Here is an 18,642-nt window from a genome sequence, read left to right as displayed (position 1 = left end):
TACCGAAATCTACCGTGCGATGAAGAAGTCAGAATCACCCAAAGACCTGCTGGTAATATTGGCAATATTGATCACGGCTGTAGCCACGGGTGTGTTCATGGCTACCCGGGAGTATCTTGCCGGTATGGCGACGTTGATAGTAACGCTCGCTTTGTGCCGACGGATCTATAAGTCGATCAAGAGAAGTAGCGAATCGATCATACTCCTGCTCAATGCCATAGAAAATGCCGACTACAGCCTGCGCTTTTCCGAAGTGAAAGGTGATCACTTTTCCAAAAACATCAACAAAACCCTAAACCGTATCAAAGAAATCCTCTCCAATGCCCGCCAAGAGGTGATGAACAACGAACGCTTCCTCTCCATAGCCATAGAAACGGTGTCTACAGGGATCATCATCATGAATGAAAGCGGCTACATCAGCCTTGCCAACCAAGCAGCACACAGGCTGCTGAGCCTACCCATACTCACGCATACCTCTCAACTGAAATCCATAGCCACTACCCTACCTGACCAACTCAACAGCCTTACCGAAAAAGATAACCTGAATGTGCAGATAGACAATGAGAGAGAATCGGGACATGTGAGTATACGTGTCACACCTACCGACATACAAGGCAAACGATACCGAATATTTACACTGAGTAATATAAGCTCAGAGCTTGAAGCCCGTGAGACTGAATCATGGATAAGGCTGATACGTGTGATGACGCATGAGATCATGAACTCTATAGCACCCATCAGTTCCATCAGTGAAACGCTGATGCAGTCGCTGGAAGACCAAGATGAAAAGCCCGACGTGGATACCATAGCTATGGGACTGGATACCATACACACCACAAGCCGTGGGTTACTCTCGTTTGTGGAAGACTACAGGAAATTCTCATCGGTACCACTGCCGGAGAAAACAGAGTTTGAGCTCATGATGCTACTCAAAGATGTGCTCTCGCTACAACGCCGCACCATGGCAGAATATCATATCGAAAATATCATGGTAGATGTACCGGAGGACTTCACGGTGTGTGCCGATAAGAATCTTTTGCTCCAAGTACTGGTCAATCTGGTCAAAAACGCCACAGAGGCTGTTTACGCCCCTGAAATGATAGCGGTGATAAGAATATCAGCCGGCATACATACGGACGGAAATAAGTATATAGAAGTAGCCAATAACGGCATGGCTATACCGGAGGAAGTATTGCCAAACATCTTTATCCCTTTTTTCACAACCAAAGAGAAAGGCAGTGGCATCGGTCTCAGCCTGAGCCGATATATCATGCGACGTCATAACGGGAATCTCTCACATCGAAGAAACGGAGATTTCACGGTATTCAGTATAGATTTTTAGGATACGTGTGAGAGGCTGCAATAGATGTACCCATTGATTGTGTTTATGGAGCGATAGGTTGTTATTGGTGCTGTTTGGTGTATATTTGTAAAAAGCCGAGAGGCTATTATTTTATAACCATATAAACTTTTGACTCAATGAAGAAATTAGCATTGTATCTTGTATTGAGCCTCGCATCTCTTACAGCATGGGCTCAGCAAGGAGGAAAATATCAGCTTTCATCACACATATTGGATATCACCCAAGGCGTACCGGCCTCCGGAGTAACGGTGCAACTGGAAAAGCAGGATGTAACGACTTTGGAATGGAAAATTATAGATGAGAAGACTACGGATGAGAACGGACGTATCAAAGACTTCTTACCCGTGACTTCCGGGAATAACAACGGCAACTACCGATTGAGATTCATGGTGGACGAATACTTCAAGCAGGAGCAAACCGAAAGCTTCTACCCTTACATTGAAGTCGTATTCAGGATTCAAGATGACAAACATTATCATGTACCCATCACTCTATCGCCCTACGGCCACTCTACTTACAGAGGTAGCTGATGCGGTACAAAGCATATATGATCCGGTGAAATGAGTGCCGCTAAGTCAGATGTAACAGTTATTTGATACACAAATAAAAGCCCGATTGTCGCAATGACAATCGGGCTTTTTATGGGTCATTATAATGATGCTTATCAATACTTGAACAATCTGTAGGATATACCTAAGAAACCGTAAGCATTGTGCAAATCAAACGGCATAACGTCGAATTTGTTCTTGATCGCCGAAGACATACCTATATTGGCCTGCCCGGTGACTGCGATGCGTGAGGTAAAGTAATAGTCTATACCAAAGCGATAGCCGAAATCATATGAAGCGATTTGATCACTGAAATCAAAATCGACCAATCCGCCTTCCTGCATAGGTTTGCCATCGATAAGGCCGTCACCATCCAGAGTAACCTTGAAAGTATTTTGCATAGTGTACGAAGCATAGAAACCTAAATGCAAACGTAACCTGTCATTGGCTGTGATGATGGAGAAGAGAAACGGCACGGTGATATAAGAGTTATTGACCTCGGTGTAGTTGTCTCCTGAGAACTTCTCGCCGGGAAAACCGTACTTCGCCATCTTGATATCAATATCCTTGACGCGGGTGGTAGCATCCATGCCTTTTCGCTCGAGCTCTATTCCTGTGGTAAGTCCGAGATAAGGTGCGTCATTGAACCTATAAGTACCCCATCCTTTGACAGCATAGTTCATGTGCGGATGCCATGTATAGACATGTTCTACACTCTTGGGCTTGGGTATGGGAGTGGTAGCTCCCACGTTGAGACCTACAGTGATACCAAAGTCCCATGACTTGGCAAAACTCTTGGGGCTACTATCGTTTTGAGAGAAAGAAAGCTGTGCGGATGCAAACAAGAAAGTAAATGCCAGAACGTATTTGATATATATATTATTCATTATAGAATGCTTATTTTTGAGTTAATACTTCGAGTTGATCTACTTTGAATTGACTACCCACTGCACCTTGGAATTTGTCACCGTTGGCACTTGACGATATCACGATGGCCAAGCGATACTTCTTTTTAGTAAAATCTATTGCATCAAACGCAGCTTGATTCACAGTGTTGAATTCAATATCAAACTTTTTCCATTTATCCCCCGAGGTATCATCGGCAAATAATCTCACCATAGAGATGATCCTTTTGTCTTCATAGAGGGTATTGCCATTGAGGTAAGTTTTGTCGTTGGTAACTTCATAGAATACTCCTGAAATAATACCTTGATCCTTTCCGGGAATAATCGCGTCTGCACCTTTACTGCCATCAATGTATTTATCACCTGCTTTGTACTTATAGAACCCCTTTATTTTATAAGGCTTCTTTTGGAACTCTGTACCGAAAAGAGTGGATTCCAATGGCTTTGAAGACATCTTAGTGGCATCCAGCAATCCATTGTATAATGAACCGGGTACTATCTCAGAACCCATCTTCAACGAACCAATGGAAAGTAAAAAGCCCGCATTGGTCTGTAGTAATAAACCTGTACCTTTGTTTGCTTCTACAAGCTTCTGTACCGGAAAATCAGAAGGTTTCTCCACGGGAAGTTTGCCTCCGCTGAATGTACCTGCCAAGAGATATCCCCTGTTGCTGGCAGTTTTCCAGAAACGTCCGTCTTCTGTATCATCTTTATCTTCTTTTTCTACAGGAAGCTCATACGGATTATTTTTCATCTCACCCGTCCAGCTGTCTTTAGATTTAACTGTAGACCACTGATCGAAAGAGAACATATTGATATCAAAAACTTTTTTGGACTCTTCCTGAAGCTTAGAATTGATTTTATTGCGCTTCTGCTTTATCGGGTCTTCTTCATTACAACTAGTAAAAGACATGAAAATCACTCCGAATACCGCAATAATGCCTATACGGTTTAATAACTTACTCATAGTTTATTGTTTTTAAATATACTTTTCGGATACAAAAGTACTCATGAACGATAGATTAAGCAAATAAACAAAAATAGTTTATTAAATGCTATCTTTTACAAATACAATAGAGGCGAAATCTGACGAAATCAAGACTTCGTTTCAAGATCATGCTTTACCTCCGGGCTCACTTTGCATAGTATTTCGAGGGCATGTTGCGATGCTTTCTGGTGGGCTTCCTTTTTGGTCTGCCCTTTGCCTGTACCGATCTTCTGATCATCGACCAATACGGCACACATAAATACACCTCCGGTTCTTTTGGGTTCCTGAAGCATCCTAAACTCTACATTGAGATGATGTTTTTGTACCCATTCGAGCAATACGGACTTGTAGTTGGTCGTTTGCTCCGTGAGAGAGGTTTCCATTTCTTTGAAAGCCGGTAACACTTTCTTGAAAACAAAAGACTGCGCCACATCATATCCCTTATCCAAAAATATAGCTCCGATGAGAGCTTCCAGCGTATTGCCGTAGATATCAGGGCTCATACGTGTGACATCTTGCCTTACGACAAGCATTTTATCCAAATGGAGTTCGCGCGCCACAGCATTGTTTACCGTGCGCTTTACAAGAGCACCGCGTCTCTGACTCAAGCGCCCCTCGTCCCACTCAGGATATTTGTCATAGAGATAATAGCTGACAGAGGTAGCCAATACCGAATCGCCGAGAAACTCCAGCCTCTCGTTGTTTATCTTACTACCGTTTTCGTCAGTAAGGCTACACGAACTATGTCTGAAAGCAAGGTCGTAAAAGCCCTTGTTTTCAGGTTCGAAGCCTAATATCTCGGAAAGTTGAATTAAAGGCTCCTTGGACCTCAATCCAAAGAGCCTTATTTTTGCAAATAGTTTTTTCAGCATGGCGTATTCTTAAACGCATGTGAATAAAATCAATCTTCATATTTCTTGAAAATCACAGTAGCGTTATGACCACCAAAACCAAATGTATTGGAAAGCGCAGTGCGCACAGTACGTTTTTGGGCTTCGTTGAATGTGAAATTCAAGTTATAATCGATTTCAGGATCTTTATCTTCAGGATCATGGTTGATTGTAGGAGGAACGATATCCTCTTGCACTGCTTTCAGAGCAATCATAGCTTCCAAAGCACCGGCAGCACCAAGCAAGTGACCTGTCATAGACTTTGTAGAGCTAATATTGAGCTTGTAAGCATCTTCACCAAATACCTCTTTGATAGCCTTTACTTCAGAGATATCACCTACGGGAGTAGATGTTCCGTGTACATTGATATAATCGATGTCCTTTGTAGTCATACCTGCATCTTCCAAAGCATTATTCATCACCAGTTTGGCACCCAAACCTTCGGGATGAGTGGCTGTGAGGTGATATGCATCAGCAGAAAGACCGGTACCCACAAGTTCCGCCAATATGGTAGCACCACGCTTTTTGGCGTGCTCCAGCTCTTCGATAACCAAGCAACACGAGCCCTCACCCATCACAAACCCGTCACGACTGGCGCTAAATGGACGTGAAGCTGTCTGGGGGCTATCGTTCCTTGTAGAAAGAGCATTCATCGTATTGAAACCTCCTACACCTGCAGCACAAATAGCAGCTTCTGCTCCTCCGGATATAATGACATCTGCCTTACCCAATCGGATAAGATAGCAAGCGTCTATCAAAGCATTGGTAGATGAAGCACAAGCCGAAGCTGTAGAATAGTTTGGGCCATGGAAACCATATTTCATGGAGACATGACCCGCAGCTATATCGGATATCATTTTGGGAATAAAGAAAGGATTGAAACGCGGACCTCGCTCTGTATTATAGCCCATCACTTCCTCTTCGAAAGTTTTGAGACCACCTATACCGGCAGCGATCACAACGCCTACCCTGTTTTTATCCACTTGTTCAAGATCCAATTTAGAATTTTCGATACACTCATCAGCTGCCACCATGGCAAACTGCGTAAAGCGGTCGTACTTGCGCACTTCTTTTCTGTCGAAATACTGCAAAGGATCGAAACCCTTTACTTCGCACGCAAATTGGGTCTTAAACTTGGAGGCATCAAAGAGTGTGATAGGGCCGGCACCACTCTTTCCGGCTTTTACTGCTTCCCAAGTTTCTGGAGCAGTATTTCCGAGAGGTGTGATAGCACCTATGCCTGTTACAACAACTCTTTTGAGTTCCATAAATATAATTTCTTTGAATAATTATTTTTGGTTCTTCTCAATGTAAGCGATAGCGTCACCTACAGTTTTGATTTGTTGAGCGTCTTCATCAGGAATAGTCATGTCGAATTCCTTTTCGAAATCCATGATCAATTCTACTGTGTCCAGAGAGTCTGCTCCCAAATCATTCGAAAAGCTTGCTTCCGGAGTTACTTCAGATGGCTCAAGGTTCAATTTTTCTACAATAATGTCTCTTACTTTTGATTCGATGTCTGACATAATCTTTTAATCTTAAATTGTTTATACCTGTTAATTACTTACTATATTTGTACACAAAGTAACAAACTTTTATCCAATTAACCTTAAGAAAAAGGTTAAAACTGAATTAATTATGCACAAAGAACTACCCTTTGTGCAACAAATGTAATGAAATTAATGAATAAAATTGCAATTTTTGCATCAGGAAGTGGCACGAACGCTGAAAATATTGTAAAATATTTCCAAAACACACCTATAGAAATCGTTTTGATCCTCACAAACAAAGAGCATGCAGGTGTCATAGAAAGATCTAAAAAACTCAATATTCCCTGTCATTATTTTAGCAACGAAGAGATGAAACAGGGCATCAAGCCCCTGAAGCTTCTTTCGGAGAAGGAAGTGGATGTGATTGTGCTGGCTGGTTATCTGTGTCTCATTACTCCACCTTACCTCGATGCCTTCCCAAAAAGAATTATCAATATACACCCGGCACTGCTCCCTTCATACGGTGGAAAAGGTATGTATGGCGATCACGTGCACGAAGCTGTGATAAATGCGGGAGAAAAACTATCAGGTATCACCATACATCTTGTGGATGAGATGTACGATCATGGTCGCACACTGTGTCAGGCTACTTGTCCGGTGTTGCCCTCTGATGATGCTCACTCTTTATCACAAAGAATACATAGCCTGGAGTACAGATATTTTCCAGTAACCATAGAGCAATATTTGGACGAATTGAGAAATAGATAAAAAGTAAAATGACCACGAAACTATCTGTCCGTGGTCATTAATATCTGGTCTCCAAGTAATATCTGTACTCTCTTATTTTCCGGTCAAAGGCATATTACTCGCCGCAAGTGTGGCATGTAGTTCGTTGTAGATTTTTTCAGACATGCTCTGATCACGGGGATTATTCTTCAGGTGACTTTCTGCTCTTTTTATAATCTCCAATAGTCTCACACGAGTAGCATTCTCCGGCACAAATAGATCTTCTTTACTATGATAATAAGCATCTTTCATCTTAGCTATGGCTACTTCACAGCGTAGAGCTATAGTACCAACACGACCTCTTTGCGGTTTGTCATTGTCTTCTTTTAGCTTCACCAGATCTTCAAGCAGATCGTAATAGGTTACTGATCTTGTCTTTTTGAAATCCGATCCGTCATATTTTATAGAGCAGATATAATCTTTACTATTTACTTTATCAATAAAGTAAATACGCTCAGCACCAAACGCTGCTCGTTTCCATAAAATACCATCTGACGATGATCTGGTAAGCCTCCTCAATACACTCTTGTCTGTACCATCAAATTTACTCTTATACACACATACATCCTTATCTTTCCATGAAAGATAATACCAATAACCATCTCTATAAACTGCTTCTGATTGCTTAGCAGCATTGCGGAAGAAATAGTTTTCAGATTCAAATTTCTTACTCACGGCTGGGGCAACAACATCATCCGTACTAATACGGGGGTGATGTAACTTCTCATAAAAGGTATTGTCAGAAGTTAAGAAGAAATCTCCAAGACAATCAGAGTTTATTTTATTCTTAGACTTATTATCATCCCAAGTAACATCACAGTTGTACCACTCGTTATCTATCTTAATGCGATTCCACATATGCTTTACGCCATAATGGAGGCCTTTGGCACACTCTACATCCATTCCTATACACTTCATCAGCATGCGGTAAGCCATAGCATATCCTTGACATACAGCTTGTCCCAAAACCAATCCTCCCAACGCATCGAAGGGGTGATCTGTCTCTTTGTAAATAACTTTTTTGGTAATCTGTTCATACAAGGTATACGCTATCTCTTCTTCGGACATCCCTTCCTGCAATGATTCATAGTACTCTCGCATTCCTTCGATGACACGTGGTGCCCACTCACCTATATCATTGGGGTGGATCATATAATCAAACTTATATGATCTGACTTCCGACGGCTTGTCTAATTTGTAAAAGATAGAAACACTCCCGTCAGACAATACATGAAACAAAAATGGGTAAGTACTCACAAACTCATCGTAGAGGCTCTTATACTCACCATCCGCTCCATCAGGCTTAGTTCTGACTATATTGAAATTACTAACATCGCATTCTGGTTCTCTCCTGAGGCAGCCATTGACAAGTTTTCGGAAAATAGAGTCTTTACGTGTCAAAACTATACCGGGTGTGGTATCCGGTACTTTACTCTCCTCTTTGTTTACCTCTGTATTGGTAGTCTCATTATTTTTATTGACAGATGGCTCCTCACTACTCTTCAATTCCTCTTTCTGACAACTTACTACAGAAAGTAGTCCCAAAATAAATAGGTATTTCTTCACTATAATCAAATTAATACAAGTTTATAATCACAAAGGAAACTCAAATTTATTATATAGGAAACAAGGTTTTACTCTTTTATACAAAGAAATTCAGATCTCGGTAATATCCTCTTGATATCCTCTACCCATTTGATCTCCCGGGGTTATCAACTCTATTTATCTATATTCCTTATTTATCATTTAAAACTTAAATAAAAGAAGTAATATTATTAGGTATGTTGATAGCGTTGATATCTTTTTTGTTGTTCCATACTTATAATAGTTATCCATGGCCTTTGCGATAGTTATCCATAGGTTATTGAGTATTTATGAACAATGTTAGATACTCTGTTTCTTGGCCGTTGACTCTGCAATGTGGAAAATATACTTCTTTGCATCACCTTTTCTCCGTTTTCGAGATATGATAAGTCAATAACTACATTGAAAACTAATTGATAAGTTTACCTCATTTATTTTTGATTGTTTCGGGTATATTTTTATGTGGGCATTACTTTTTCTACAAAATACATTTTGCATGATATTTTAGTCTTTTTTGTGATTTTATTATCCACACTTATTCCCTCGTTATCCACAGCTGTGTACAAGTCCCGGATTCTGGTTTATAGAGATCATATTAAGTTTTAATAGAAGCTATTTTGCTTATTATAGCCATCCTTTAAAAAGCCACTTTAAGGGATGACTATCTAGTTAAGCCTCGGTATTATATTTATCAAAAAATAATACTTTATTTATGTATTCGTATTTTTTTTGATAAAGTATATTTATATATTTGTAAAACTAACCAAGTTAATAAAAGTCATGAAAAAAAATTACAGTCTTTTTTAAATTAATTATTCTGTTGTATACTATTTTGATTGCATTTATTCGTGTAATAGTGATGTAGCGCCTTTACTTTCTGAAAGAGTTAATCAAGCAAATCTTCATCAATCGACTGTCCGTAATTCTGAAAGTAGAGGAAATTCTACTAATAAGTTAAAGGAAAAACTCTTTCAATAATATAATTCAGAGACTACCATTCTTTCCAATCTTAATTATTCTACATTTGGAAAATTAGGATGTGGATATGATATTATAAAAAATGCAGATAAAAAGGCTCCAAATATTGAAGCTCAAGATAATATAACTATTCCTATTATGGATATGCCTAGTATTATTAAATCTGAAGATAGTTATATTTCTATTGATTCTAATCCTCTAAATTCTTTAGATTATTCTATAAATATTTATCAGTGATTATGGAACATCCTTTGCTCAAGCAGAATTATTACTTAAAAATAAAAGAGTTTCTCTTAATTTAAGTCCTGATAATCTATTTACTGCTGATAAATATCTTACTTATAATTTCATGAATCATATTCATAATTCTACAGCAAGCGATGTTATTAAGCTTTATGGACAGTTTTTATTAACTAATTATAATTTAGGAGGTAAAGCTTATGCAAATATGGGATTTGAGTCAAAATATAATATGAATTCTGACTCTATTCGTGAATAAGCTTCTTTTATGGCTGGTGTTTCTTTTACAGGTTTATTTGGTGCTGTAGCATCAAATTCTAATTATCAATCCAATAAATAAAATAGAATTCAATCAATTATAATTCTAATACAGATATGAGCAGATTAGGTTATATTTTCTTGTCAAATTTGTGTCTTTTGAGTTTATTTTTCTCTTCATGTAAGAATGAAGTAAATCCAACGCTGAATGTAAGTCCTCAGGAATTATTTTTTCAAGCTTCAGGCGGAGAGTCTACTGTGGATATACTTACAGATAGTCATAGCTGGAAATGGGATGTGACAGATAACTGGGTAGAAGTGTCCAAGATAGGAGATCGTACCTTGAAAGTAAAGGCATCTCGTCATGATGGTAATTCAGATAGAAAAACGGATATTTTAATTATGACACCCGATCTTTCTGTAAAGATAAACATCAAGCAAGCAGCTAAAATAGATGTGAATACTGATCCCGCCTTGGTCGAATTCGCATTTGAAGGTGGTGTAAAAGATGTTACCGTGAATACTAATGCCAAGACATGGAAAATTATTGATAACCCTGACTGGATCAAAGTATCACAAGTCGAAAATAGACTGAAAATAATAGCATCTAAAAATAATGGTGATGAAGCCAGAAAAGGTAAGATTGAGCTTATTGCCGATGGCGAATCTTTTAGTATTCCTGTAGAGCAGGACTATGAAACGGTATTGTCTATCACCCCATCACAACTTACCTTTGGTTATAAAGGGGGAGTGCAAAAAGCCATTCTTAAGGTTAATAAGAAGTTGATGAGAACTTATAAATTGGAAGGTGTGGGAGGTATTGAGGCCAAGATTATGGATGATGGCACTATAGAGGTCACAGCGGATTATAATACGGATGAGAAGTCACGGAATTTGCGACTGATTTTAGAAACTAAAGATAAAAAGGTGGAACTTATTGCAAATCAGGATGCAAATACGATAGAACAGGAACAGCGTCAGCTACTCAAGGCTTTTTATCGTGCTACCAATGGCAGCTCATGGAAGCGCAGCGATAACTGGTTGTCAGATAAGCCTATTGGCGAATGGTATGGCATTGGTACTACACCGGGCTATGGTGTGGTAAGTATTACAATGAAAGATAATAACCTATCGGGTACTTTACCTTCGGAATTGGGACTTTTTGAATATATTACTTATATGAGCATTACTAATAATGAGAATCTCAGAGGTAATATTCCTCCGGAATTAGGTAAGCTTACAAAACTCGTCAATCTGTTCTTGTCCAATAATAATCTCACCGGAAGTATTCCTGAAGAACTTGGCAATGCCCCTTCCTTGGGATATCTGTACGTGCAAAACAACAGACTTAGCGGTAAGGTACCAGAGAGACTACTCAAATTAGTACGCAAAGCACTTTGTCCTCAAAGAGATGGTGGTACTTTTGACAACTACGATTGTGGTAAGTCAGGGACTGAATAAATCAATTTAAGTCGCAATATTTAGGGCTGAGATTCTATTAAAGATCTCAGCCCTTTTTCAAGGGCCTCATATGAGACCGTTGCATAGCAGGCCAATTGCTTCGTTGCTTGCGAGATTCGCACTTGGTCATTTACCTGAAGTAAACTCCCTGTGCACTCACTCTTAGCGCCTTGCACTTTACCCTCTCTGCCCGGTCAAAGAGTCTTTTGTCGGCTTTGCCTCCAAAATCCACAAGACTGTTGACTTTTGCAACAGTCTCCATATGGTTGATAATCTTATCGTATAGGGACAACAGACCTATTATGAAGAGTCCACAGACTTATCATAATAGAATTGCACATGCTGTGGATAACTCGATGAAACTATCCCCTACAATAAAAAATACGAAGTATAATGAGTGGGTATTATTCAGATATTCATTATTACCTCATAATACGAAGAAGTGATTTATTTAGCCCTGAAATTCGGGGGATTTTAACCATAAAATAGCTGTTTCTTATTTAGACTCTGTACAAATAAGCCTGATATCTTAACTAAGAAGTGAGAATTTTTGACTTCTAAATAGCTTTTATTAATTTAGTTATTATGCTCGTTAGTAGTCTATTACCTACATTCCGTAATTTCTATGTCCATGATGGTTTTTTGACAAAATGTCAAAACTATTATCGTCTTATATTTCTCTTTTGTGTATAGGTATTGTGATTCTTATGTAGGTTACTGATCAATGTTTTTTGTTATCCAGATGTTTTATGTATTAATAAAAATGTATTAGCTAATCATATGTGTCTTTATTGGTTACTTAATTTGTGCATATAAATTTCATGAAAAATGAGCCTGACTACACCTTATCGGCGTAGGTAGATGATGATCTTTTGGGGGTTGATAAAACGGAATTGTACAGGAGATATCTTTTCAAGTTGAGCCAACAGATCTTCCAGTTTTTCGTTTTGTGAGTAAAGATTGAAGCTGTACTTGATGGCTTCAGTGTCTTGTATGACGAATGTGACGTTATACCAGCGTTCGAGTAGGGGGATCAGTTTGATCAAAGGGGTGTCATGCAATATAAGTATGTTTTCCTTCCATTTGGAGCGATTGGCACTGTTGTCAAGATTGTGCAAAGTGCACGACTTTTGAGCTTTGTTGTAAATCAGTTCCTGTCCCGGTACTATTTTGTACTCCTTATCTGCGGTTTGGAACGATACTTTGCCTTCATCCAGCACTACTTCTACATCGGTATTGTCGTTATAGGCATTCACGTTAAACTTGGTACCATATACTTTTACGGCAGTATTACCCGTATTCACAACAAACGGGCGGTGCTTATTGGCACTCACTTCAAAATAAGCTTCTCCGGTGAGGAATACTTCCCGCTTGTTGATACCGAACTTAGCAGGATAGCTGATCTTGGAGTCTGAGTTGAGATAAGCAGTACTTCCGTCCTGAAATATCAATCTCGCCTTCTCGCCCTTGGGTACATATGTCTCGTTGTAAACGGGATGACCGAATAGATCTACTTGTTTGTTGACTCTGTATCCTACAACGCCCAAAGCTATCAGTGGGATCAGGACAACGGCGTAGCGTAGCGTAGTGAATATGATACTTCGGCGGCGGATGCGTTGTTGTATGTGAGCGAATACCTTATCGGAAGTTTCATTGTCGAGAGTATCCCAAGAAGCAAACTCTTCCTCTTGGTCGAAATTGCGTATGTCATCGTCTATCAGGTCTGATAGCTTACGATAACCATCGATGGAGTGTGTCATCCAGTGTGCAATGTCTGAGGCTTTTTGGGGATCAGCTTCGTTTCTGAGTACTTTGTCGATGTCTTCTTCGTTTATATCTTGTTTCATTTAGTTTCTGTTTACGTTAGTTAGACACGTGAAATAGATGTTTAGATGAGTCAGAGTCAATAAAAAATGTCATAAATCTTTGTTTAGATAATTTCTAAGCAGCTTAATAGCGGTAGTATAGTGGCTTTTTACGGTGTTTACAGAGAGTCCCATGCGCTCTGCTATCTCATTATTGGTAATATTCTCTTTTACTTTGAGCAGGCATATATCACGCTTTTGCGGGGGTAGGTGATCTATTGCTTGTTTGAGGTGTAGAGTGAGTTCTGCTTGCTCTATGATATCCTGTATGTTGTATTCTTCCGCTTGGCTTATCTGAGCTTCGGCGTAGCTGAGCATTACGGCTTCTTTATTATCTCGGAAGTAATTGAGGATATAGTTCTTGGTCATGGTGTAGAGATAGTTCTTCAGGTTGATCTCTATCCTCAGGTTATCACGATGCTCCCATATTTTGAGGAATACTTGTTGCACAGCATCCTGTGCGGTGTCGGTATCTTTGAGGTATTTGTATGCCAGGGCGTACAAATATCTGCAATATTTGCGATAGAGTAGGGTAAAAGCCTTCTTGTCGCCTTGGCGTATCAGAAGTATTAGGCTTGCATCTTCGTCATGGTTGTTGTAACTGAACATAATATCCTCTCTCTCTGTATATACAGTTGCCGGTATGCGTTGAACTGCTTGAGTATCTATATCTATTCTTTTTAATAGTAGGGTATGGCACCCATGTTTTTCAGTCCACTAAATTACTTATAAATAGATGATAAGCAACTATTACCGATAAATAATGCGGAGCATATTATCTGACTTTATTAGTAATATTGCAGCAATGCCCGTACTATTTCATTACATTTGCGCTAATAACTTAATCACTATGAAAATAAAAGCATTTCAGGAATACTATAGTGCACACAACAGCCATTGTTTCGGTTGCGGATATTCTAATGAGCATGGCTTACACCTCCTCACTTATTGGTTGGACGAAGCAGCAGGTACCACTATATCCCGTTATACACCGCCATCTTTTGCTACGGGGGGAGTACCGGGCTTTGCTTACGGCGGGCTCATCGCTGCTTTGATGGATTGCCACGGCAATGCTACAGCTTTTGCTACGGGACATAAACACTATGGTGTAGAGCCCTCAGAGGATAGTGGTATACGCTATGTGACTGCATCTATTACTGTGGATTATCTGCGGCCTACGCCTATAGATCGGGAGCTTGTCATTACCGGGAAAGCAGTGGAAATAACAGATCGCAAGGTAAAGATGGAAATGAAAATAGGCTTTGGCGATGATGAAGTCACTGCCAAAGCCACTATGGTTGCCGTACGGCTCAAGAAATAAATCTTAGGGATACTCTCTGCTATACGTGCGATAATATCAATATACGGTAGATATTAGAACTCAATCTCAAGTCCGATGGAGACTTCCTCCGGAGCGATGCGAAAGCCAAATCCATTTCTGTTTAAGCCGTTCTCGCCATCATGTTCGTGACCTATGCCATCTTTATGAGCAGAGAAGTAATCCTTGCGATAGCCTATAAATCCCAGATGCATGCATAGGCATAAACCCTCTGTGAGGTCGATACACGCTCCCGGTCTCAAGCCGATCTCAAAGCCACGATTCTTTACTTTACCCTCTTCTTTGGCAAAGTTGAATCCGAAGCCACCGTCTATATAAAGGTTGAACGGCTCTCTGTGGAAGTAATAATAACGTGCAAAGGGAGAGATCTTAAACTCATGCGAGATGTGATTGTGAGCTGCGGCACCTGTACCATGCTTTTCTTTATTGTATTCGTACCCCAACATCATACCTACACCCCATGTGTTGTTGAACAAGTAGCCAAATTCCGGCTCGAACTCGAATAATACCGATTTATTCTTCGTATTGTTCCAGTAGGTCAGTGCTCCACCCACAAAAACAGTTCCTTTGTGCTCGTGCTCATGCTCATGTTTCGGGAAGCCGTATTCTTTGTTTTGGGCACATACTCTTACTTGGCTCAAGGCACACGCCATGGCCACCATCACCATGATGTAAACTCTTTTCATAATTAGTAATTTTGAATGTAGTTGCTTTTATACTCGTTGCAAAATTACGGTTTATCGATAAGAAAATAAGGTTGCTGTCTACCACCTTACGGTGAAATAGACAACAACCTCTTATAATTACCAACAAATGGGTATAGAGTGTGATTGGTTATTTCTGACGCATCAGATTCTCAACAGTGTTGATCTCCAAAGACGTTGTAGAACCTTCCTTACCCAGTAGTCCGCTCATATGAGCTACCTTGTCTTGTGGAGCTATTAGACCACGAGCCACAAGGCTTTTGAGAGCTTCCGAGAAGTCCACACGTTGTACACCTTTGTCATCCATGATAGGCTGATACTCTGATACCACGCCGTAGCTCAATGCCAGTTGGCGGATAAGTTCCTCAGAATAGCACACTGCAAATACAGGCACTTTACCGCGGAAGGCTGCAAGATTGCGAGCCGAGCGTCCGGTGTAGCTGTCGGTAATGATAGCCTGTACACCCAGCTTGTTGATGCTTTTTACCGCTTGCTTGGCGAGGAATGAAGTGGTATTGATATCATCCGATTCATAGCTTACACGGATGTCATTAGCTTCTATCTTGCTTTTCTCTGCTTCCACAATGATCTTCGTCATCGTCTGTACAGCCTCCACCGGGTACTTACCATAAGCCGTCTCTCCACTGAGCATCACAGCGTCAGTGCGGTAGTATATAGCGTTGGCTACGTCAGTTACTTCAGCACGGGTGGGGCGGGGGTTCTTGATCATCGTGTGCAACATCTGTGTAGCTACAATCACAGGGCGCTTGCGCTCTACACACTTACGGATCAGAGATCTTTGGATGCCTGGTATCTTCTCCTGAGGAACCTCGATACCGAGGTCGCCACGAGCTACCATGATACCATATGCCACGTCCAGGATTTCGTCTATATTGTCCACACCCTCCTGGTTTTCTATCTTAGCGATAATCTTGATATTACTGTTATGCACGTCCAGAATCTCCTGGATGTCCATCACATCCCTCTTGTTTCTCACAAAAGAGTGGGCTATGAAGTCAATGCCGTTTTCAATAGCATAGAGGATGTTGTTGCGGTCTTTTTCGGTGAGAGAGGGCAGGTTGATACGCACTCCCGGTACGTTTACACTCTTACGGCTACCCAATGTACCATCGTTGAGAGCTTCACAAAGGAGGCGGCGTGTGCCTTCCTCTTTGGTGATTATCTTCATGTCGAGGTCTCCATCATCAATAAGCACATCGCTACCTACTGCCACATCGTCAAAAAAGTTGGGATATGACACGTTGATAACGTCATGAGTAGTCTTGGCAGTAGGGTCGCATTGGATATAGAATCGGTCTCCCGACTTAAATTCTATAGGATCATCACACACGGTAGTTCTTACTTCTGGGCCTTTGGTATCCATCAGGATACCCACTTTGGTAGATACTTCACGGGTATTGCTCAGGACGCGGTCAAAACCTTCCTTGCTCATGTGAGCCGTGTTTAGGCGTACAACGTTTACACCGGCGTCCACTAATGAACGGATAAAATCTACCTCGCAACGCATGTCGGAAATAGTAGCTACAATCTTTGTTTTCTTCATTGTCTGTAAAAACTGATACTTATTAAAATGATTTCAAATCTTACTGTAATTCTGTCTCAAACCGATAGTTTGAGCAGAAGAGCCTCGATGCCTAAGCGATAACTGTCCAAGCCGAATCCGGCAATGACTCCTGCGCATGCGGGAGCTATCATAGAAGTATGACGAAAAGTCTCCCGACCGTACACACCGCTGATATGAACTTCCACCACCGGTATGGCAATGGCTTTGATGGCATCAAGTAGAGCGATAGAAGTGTGGGTATAAGCTCCGGCATTCAACACAATGCCTTGTACACCGTCTTCTTGGGCGTTGTAAAGAGCATCTATGAGGTCGCCCTCATGGTTGCTTTGATAGTAGCGAATGTCGTGACCGGGCATGTATGACTTTAACTCAAGCAGATAGTCATCAAAAGACTTATTCCCATATATCTCCGGCTCTCGCCTACCTATCTTTGCCAGATTGGGTCCATTAACTATTTGTAATAGCATAAAAATGTAATTCGCTTTCTTTACCTTTGCAAAGGTAATCAAAATATCTCTTATCCATTGTTACCAAAGAATATACTTGACAGATATCTTAGCTATCTACAGTTAGAACTTAATCTGACTGCCAATAGTTGCGACGCCTATCTCAAGGATGCGACCAAACTCATCAAGTTTGTTGATAATGAGGGTATAACACTCGATGCTGTCACCTATAATAATCTGCAAACTTTTGTGGCTGCACTCTATGATATAGGCATCCAATCCCGCTCTATTGCCCGTATTATTTCAGGTGTAAAAAGTTTTTTGAAGTTCCTTGTTTTGGAGGAATTCATCTCTACGGACCCCTCGGAGCTGCTCGAAACGCCCAAGATTGGCCGATATCTTCCCACTGTACTCACCGTGCAGGAGATCGATGAGATGATGGCGGTAATAGACCTCTCCAAAGCCGAGGGGCAGCGCAATAAGGCTATCCTGGAGGTGTTGTATAGCTGCGGGCTTCGGGTGAGTGAGTTGTGTAACCTGAGATTTAGCGATGTGTTTCTCGATGAGCAATACCTGCGTGTTGTGGGTAAGGGGCGTAAGCACAGGTTGGTACCCATGAGTCCGTCTGCCGTAGCAGAGCTTACCAAGTATCTTGCTGGGGATCGCCCTATGGCACACAAGGGACAGGAAGATTTTATCTTCCTGAGCCGTCGCGGCAAAGCCATCTCACGTATCATGGTGTTTCACTTCATCAAGGAGCTTGCCGCCCTGGCAGGCATCAGTAAGAACATCAGCCCTCATACCTTCAGACATAGCTTTGCCACTCATTTGCTAGAGGGGGGCGCCAACCTGCAAGCTATACAGATGATGTTGGGACATGAGGATATAGGTACTACAGAGATTTATACACATGTCGATAGGGAGCAGCTGCGGCATCAGATCGAGGAGTTCCACCCTCGCAACATTTCCTATAGCAATACGCATCAGTCATAGCATATCGTAAGCACTGCTCTTTTCCCTCGCATTAAGGAGTGGCTGGAGTATTTTTGACAAAATGTCAAAATTGATTATCTGAATTTAATCTCCCTGATTCTTATTATATTTCTGTACAGCAATATATTAATTAAATTTATCAATAGGGTTTGGAGACCAAAAATTCTCACTTCTTAGTTAAGATATCAGGCTTATTTGTACAAAGTTTAAATAAGAAAC

Annotated in this window: 17 protein-coding genes; 6 read left to right on the top strand and 11 right to left on the bottom strand. The window is 40.7% G+C overall.

Going from position 1 to position 18,642, the window contains the following annotated elements:
- Positions 1 to 19: 19 nt before the first annotated feature.
- Together VYJ22_RS01555 and uraH are read left to right on the top strand one after the other, a co-directional pair.
- Positions 20 to 1,342 (top strand): sensor histidine kinase, encoded by a 1,323-nt coding sequence (locus tag VYJ22_RS01555; RefSeq protein WP_329904627.1) that lies wholly within the window; start codon positions 20 to 22, stop codon positions 1,340 to 1,342.
- A 137-nt stretch (positions 1,343 to 1,479) separates the two neighbouring features.
- Positions 1,480 to 1,893, top strand: a complete 414-nt coding sequence (uraH, locus tag VYJ22_RS01550; RefSeq protein ID WP_329904626.1) for a hydroxyisourate hydrolase — start codon at positions 1,480 to 1,482, stop codon at positions 1,891 to 1,893.
- Between the two features lie 134 nt (positions 1,894 to 2,027).
- Here the strand turns inward: uraH and VYJ22_RS01545 are convergent, their stop codons facing one another.
- From VYJ22_RS01545 to VYJ22_RS01525, 5 genes are all read right to left on the bottom strand, one after another.
- Positions 2,028 to 2,798, bottom strand: coding sequence for an outer membrane beta-barrel protein (locus VYJ22_RS01545; RefSeq protein WP_329904625.1), 771 nt, complete (start codon positions 2,796 to 2,798; stop codon positions 2,028 to 2,030).
- 10 nt (positions 2,799 to 2,808) lie between these two features.
- Positions 2,809 to 3,783 carry a PCMD domain-containing protein gene (locus VYJ22_RS01540; RefSeq protein ID WP_329904624.1) on the bottom strand — a complete coding sequence of 325 codons (975 nt, stop codon included), beginning with the start codon at positions 3,781 to 3,783 and terminating at the stop codon, positions 2,809 to 2,811.
- 128 nt (positions 3,784 to 3,911) lie between these two features.
- Positions 3,912 to 4,676, bottom strand: a complete 765-nt coding sequence (gene rnc / locus VYJ22_RS01535) for a ribonuclease III (protein ID WP_329904623.1) — start codon at positions 4,674 to 4,676, stop codon at positions 3,912 to 3,914.
- Positions 4,677 to 4,705: 29 nt separating this feature from the next.
- Complete coding sequence (gene fabF / locus VYJ22_RS01530) at positions 4,706 to 5,962, bottom strand: beta-ketoacyl-ACP synthase II (RefSeq protein WP_329904622.1); 1,257 nt, start codon at positions 5,960 to 5,962, stop codon at positions 4,706 to 4,708.
- 21 nt (positions 5,963 to 5,983) lie between these two features.
- Complete coding sequence (locus VYJ22_RS01525; RefSeq protein ID WP_329904621.1) at positions 5,984 to 6,220, bottom strand: acyl carrier protein; 237 nt, start codon at positions 6,218 to 6,220, stop codon at positions 5,984 to 5,986.
- Positions 6,221 to 6,376: 156 nt separating this feature from the next.
- On the opposite strand from VYJ22_RS01525, the gene purN reads away from it, so the two are divergent.
- Positions 6,377 to 6,952 (top strand): phosphoribosylglycinamide formyltransferase, encoded by a 576-nt coding sequence (gene purN / locus VYJ22_RS01520; RefSeq protein WP_329904620.1) that lies wholly within the window; start codon positions 6,377 to 6,379, stop codon positions 6,950 to 6,952.
- Between the two features lie 72 nt (positions 6,953 to 7,024).
- On the opposite strand, the gene VYJ22_RS01515 is transcribed toward purN, so the two are convergent.
- Positions 7,025 to 8,536, bottom strand: coding sequence for a transglutaminase domain-containing protein (locus VYJ22_RS01515; RefSeq protein ID WP_329904619.1), 1,512 nt, complete (start codon positions 8,534 to 8,536; stop codon positions 7,025 to 7,027).
- Positions 8,537 to 10,147: 1,611 nt separating this feature from the next.
- Here VYJ22_RS01515 and VYJ22_RS01510 point away from each other — a divergent pair.
- Positions 10,148 to 11,491, top strand: coding sequence for a BACON domain-containing protein (locus tag VYJ22_RS01510; protein ID WP_329904618.1), 1,344 nt, complete (start codon positions 10,148 to 10,150; stop codon positions 11,489 to 11,491).
- Between the two features lie 845 nt (positions 11,492 to 12,336).
- On the opposite strand, the gene VYJ22_RS01505 is transcribed toward VYJ22_RS01510, so the two are convergent.
- Entirely contained in the window at positions 12,337 to 13,338 is a 1,002-nt protein-coding gene (locus VYJ22_RS01505) for a FecR family protein (protein ID WP_329904617.1), read from the bottom strand.
- A gap of 69 nt (positions 13,339 to 13,407) precedes the next feature.
- Positions 13,408 to 13,965: an RNA polymerase sigma factor gene (locus VYJ22_RS01500; RefSeq protein WP_329904616.1), complete on the bottom strand. Its 558-nt coding sequence runs from the start codon at positions 13,963 to 13,965 to the stop codon at positions 13,408 to 13,410.
- A 241-nt stretch (positions 13,966 to 14,206) separates the two neighbouring features.
- On the opposite strand from VYJ22_RS01500, the gene VYJ22_RS01495 reads away from it, so the two are divergent.
- Positions 14,207 to 14,677, top strand: coding sequence for a PaaI family thioesterase (locus tag VYJ22_RS01495; RefSeq protein WP_329904615.1), 471 nt, complete (start codon positions 14,207 to 14,209; stop codon positions 14,675 to 14,677).
- Between the two features lie 53 nt (positions 14,678 to 14,730).
- On the opposite strand, the gene VYJ22_RS01490 is transcribed toward VYJ22_RS01495, so the two are convergent.
- The 3 genes from VYJ22_RS01490 to VYJ22_RS01480 all read right to left on the bottom strand — a co-directional run bounded on the left by VYJ22_RS01490 (position 14,731) and on the right by VYJ22_RS01480 (position 17,451).
- On the bottom strand, positions 14,731 to 15,381 hold the full coding sequence (locus VYJ22_RS01490) for a transporter family protein (RefSeq protein ID WP_329904614.1): 651 nt from the start codon (positions 15,379 to 15,381) through the stop codon (positions 14,731 to 14,733).
- 148 nt (positions 15,382 to 15,529) lie between these two features.
- Positions 15,530 to 16,963: a pyruvate kinase gene (gene pyk, locus VYJ22_RS01485; RefSeq protein WP_329904613.1), complete on the bottom strand. Its 1,434-nt coding sequence runs from the start codon at positions 16,961 to 16,963 to the stop codon at positions 15,530 to 15,532.
- A 56-nt stretch (positions 16,964 to 17,019) separates the two neighbouring features.
- Complete coding sequence (locus VYJ22_RS01480; RefSeq protein WP_329904611.1) at positions 17,020 to 17,451, bottom strand: type II 3-dehydroquinate dehydratase; 432 nt, start codon at positions 17,449 to 17,451, stop codon at positions 17,020 to 17,022.
- A gap of 57 nt (positions 17,452 to 17,508) precedes the next feature.
- Here VYJ22_RS01480 and xerD point away from each other — a divergent pair, with 57 nt between their 5' ends.
- Positions 17,509 to 18,423: a site-specific tyrosine recombinase XerD gene (gene xerD, locus VYJ22_RS01475; protein ID WP_329904610.1), complete on the top strand. Its 915-nt coding sequence runs from the start codon at positions 17,509 to 17,511 to the stop codon at positions 18,421 to 18,423.
- Positions 18,424 to 18,642 lie beyond the last annotated feature (219 nt).

The organism is Porphyromonas pogonae (genome assembly GCF_036320655.1).
Classification (GTDB): domain Bacteria; phylum Bacteroidota; class Bacteroidia; order Bacteroidales; family Porphyromonadaceae; genus Porphyromonas; species Porphyromonas pogonae.
This window is presented reverse-complemented; position numbering and strand designations above follow the sequence as displayed.

What these genes read in the sequence shown, in the direction of transcription:
- VYJ22_RS01555 (WP_329904627.1), top strand. Translation starts at nt 20, where the DNA reads ATGAAGAAGTCAGAATCACCCAAAGACCTGCTGGTAATATTGGCAATA.
- uraH (WP_329904626.1), top strand. Translation starts at nt 1,480, where the DNA reads ATGAAGAAATTAGCATTGTATCTTGTATTGAGCCTCGCATCTCTTACA.
- VYJ22_RS01510 (WP_329904618.1), top strand. Translation starts at nt 10,148, where the DNA reads ATGAGCAGATTAGGTTATATTTTCTTGTCAAATTTGTGTCTTTTGAGT.
- VYJ22_RS01490 (WP_329904614.1), bottom strand. Translation starts at nt 15,381, where the DNA reads ATGAAAAGAGTTTACATCATGGTGATGGTGGCCATGGCGTGTGCCTTG.
- VYJ22_RS01495 (WP_329904615.1), top strand. Translation starts at nt 14,207, where the DNA reads ATGAAAATAAAAGCATTTCAGGAATACTATAGTGCACACAACAGCCAT.
- VYJ22_RS01525 (WP_329904621.1), bottom strand. Translation starts at nt 6,220, where the DNA reads ATGTCAGACATCGAATCAAAAGTAAGAGACATTATTGTAGAAAAATTG.
- VYJ22_RS01480 (WP_329904611.1), bottom strand. Translation starts at nt 17,451, where the DNA reads ATGCTATTACAAATAGTTAATGGACCCAATCTGGCAAAGATAGGTAGG.
- VYJ22_RS01500 (WP_329904616.1), bottom strand. Translation starts at nt 13,965, where the DNA reads ATGTTCAGTTACAACAACCATGACGAAGATGCAAGCCTAATACTTCTG.
- VYJ22_RS01505 (WP_329904617.1), bottom strand. Translation starts at nt 13,338, where the DNA reads ATGAAACAAGATATAAACGAAGAAGACATCGACAAAGTACTCAGAAAC.
- rnc (WP_329904623.1), bottom strand. Translation starts at nt 4,676, where the DNA reads ATGCTGAAAAAACTATTTGCAAAAATAAGGCTCTTTGGATTGAGGTCC.
- VYJ22_RS01540 (WP_329904624.1), bottom strand. Translation starts at nt 3,783, where the DNA reads ATGAGTAAGTTATTAAACCGTATAGGCATTATTGCGGTATTCGGAGTG.
- purN (WP_329904620.1), top strand. Translation starts at nt 6,377, where the DNA reads ATGAATAAAATTGCAATTTTTGCATCAGGAAGTGGCACGAACGCTGAA.
- VYJ22_RS01545 (WP_329904625.1), bottom strand. Translation starts at nt 2,798, where the DNA reads ATGAATAATATATATATCAAATACGTTCTGGCATTTACTTTCTTGTTT.
- pyk (WP_329904613.1), bottom strand. Translation starts at nt 16,963, where the DNA reads ATGAAGAAAACAAAGATTGTAGCTACTATTTCCGACATGCGTTGCGAG.
- fabF (WP_329904622.1), bottom strand. Translation starts at nt 5,962, where the DNA reads ATGGAACTCAAAAGAGTTGTTGTAACAGGCATAGGTGCTATCACACCT.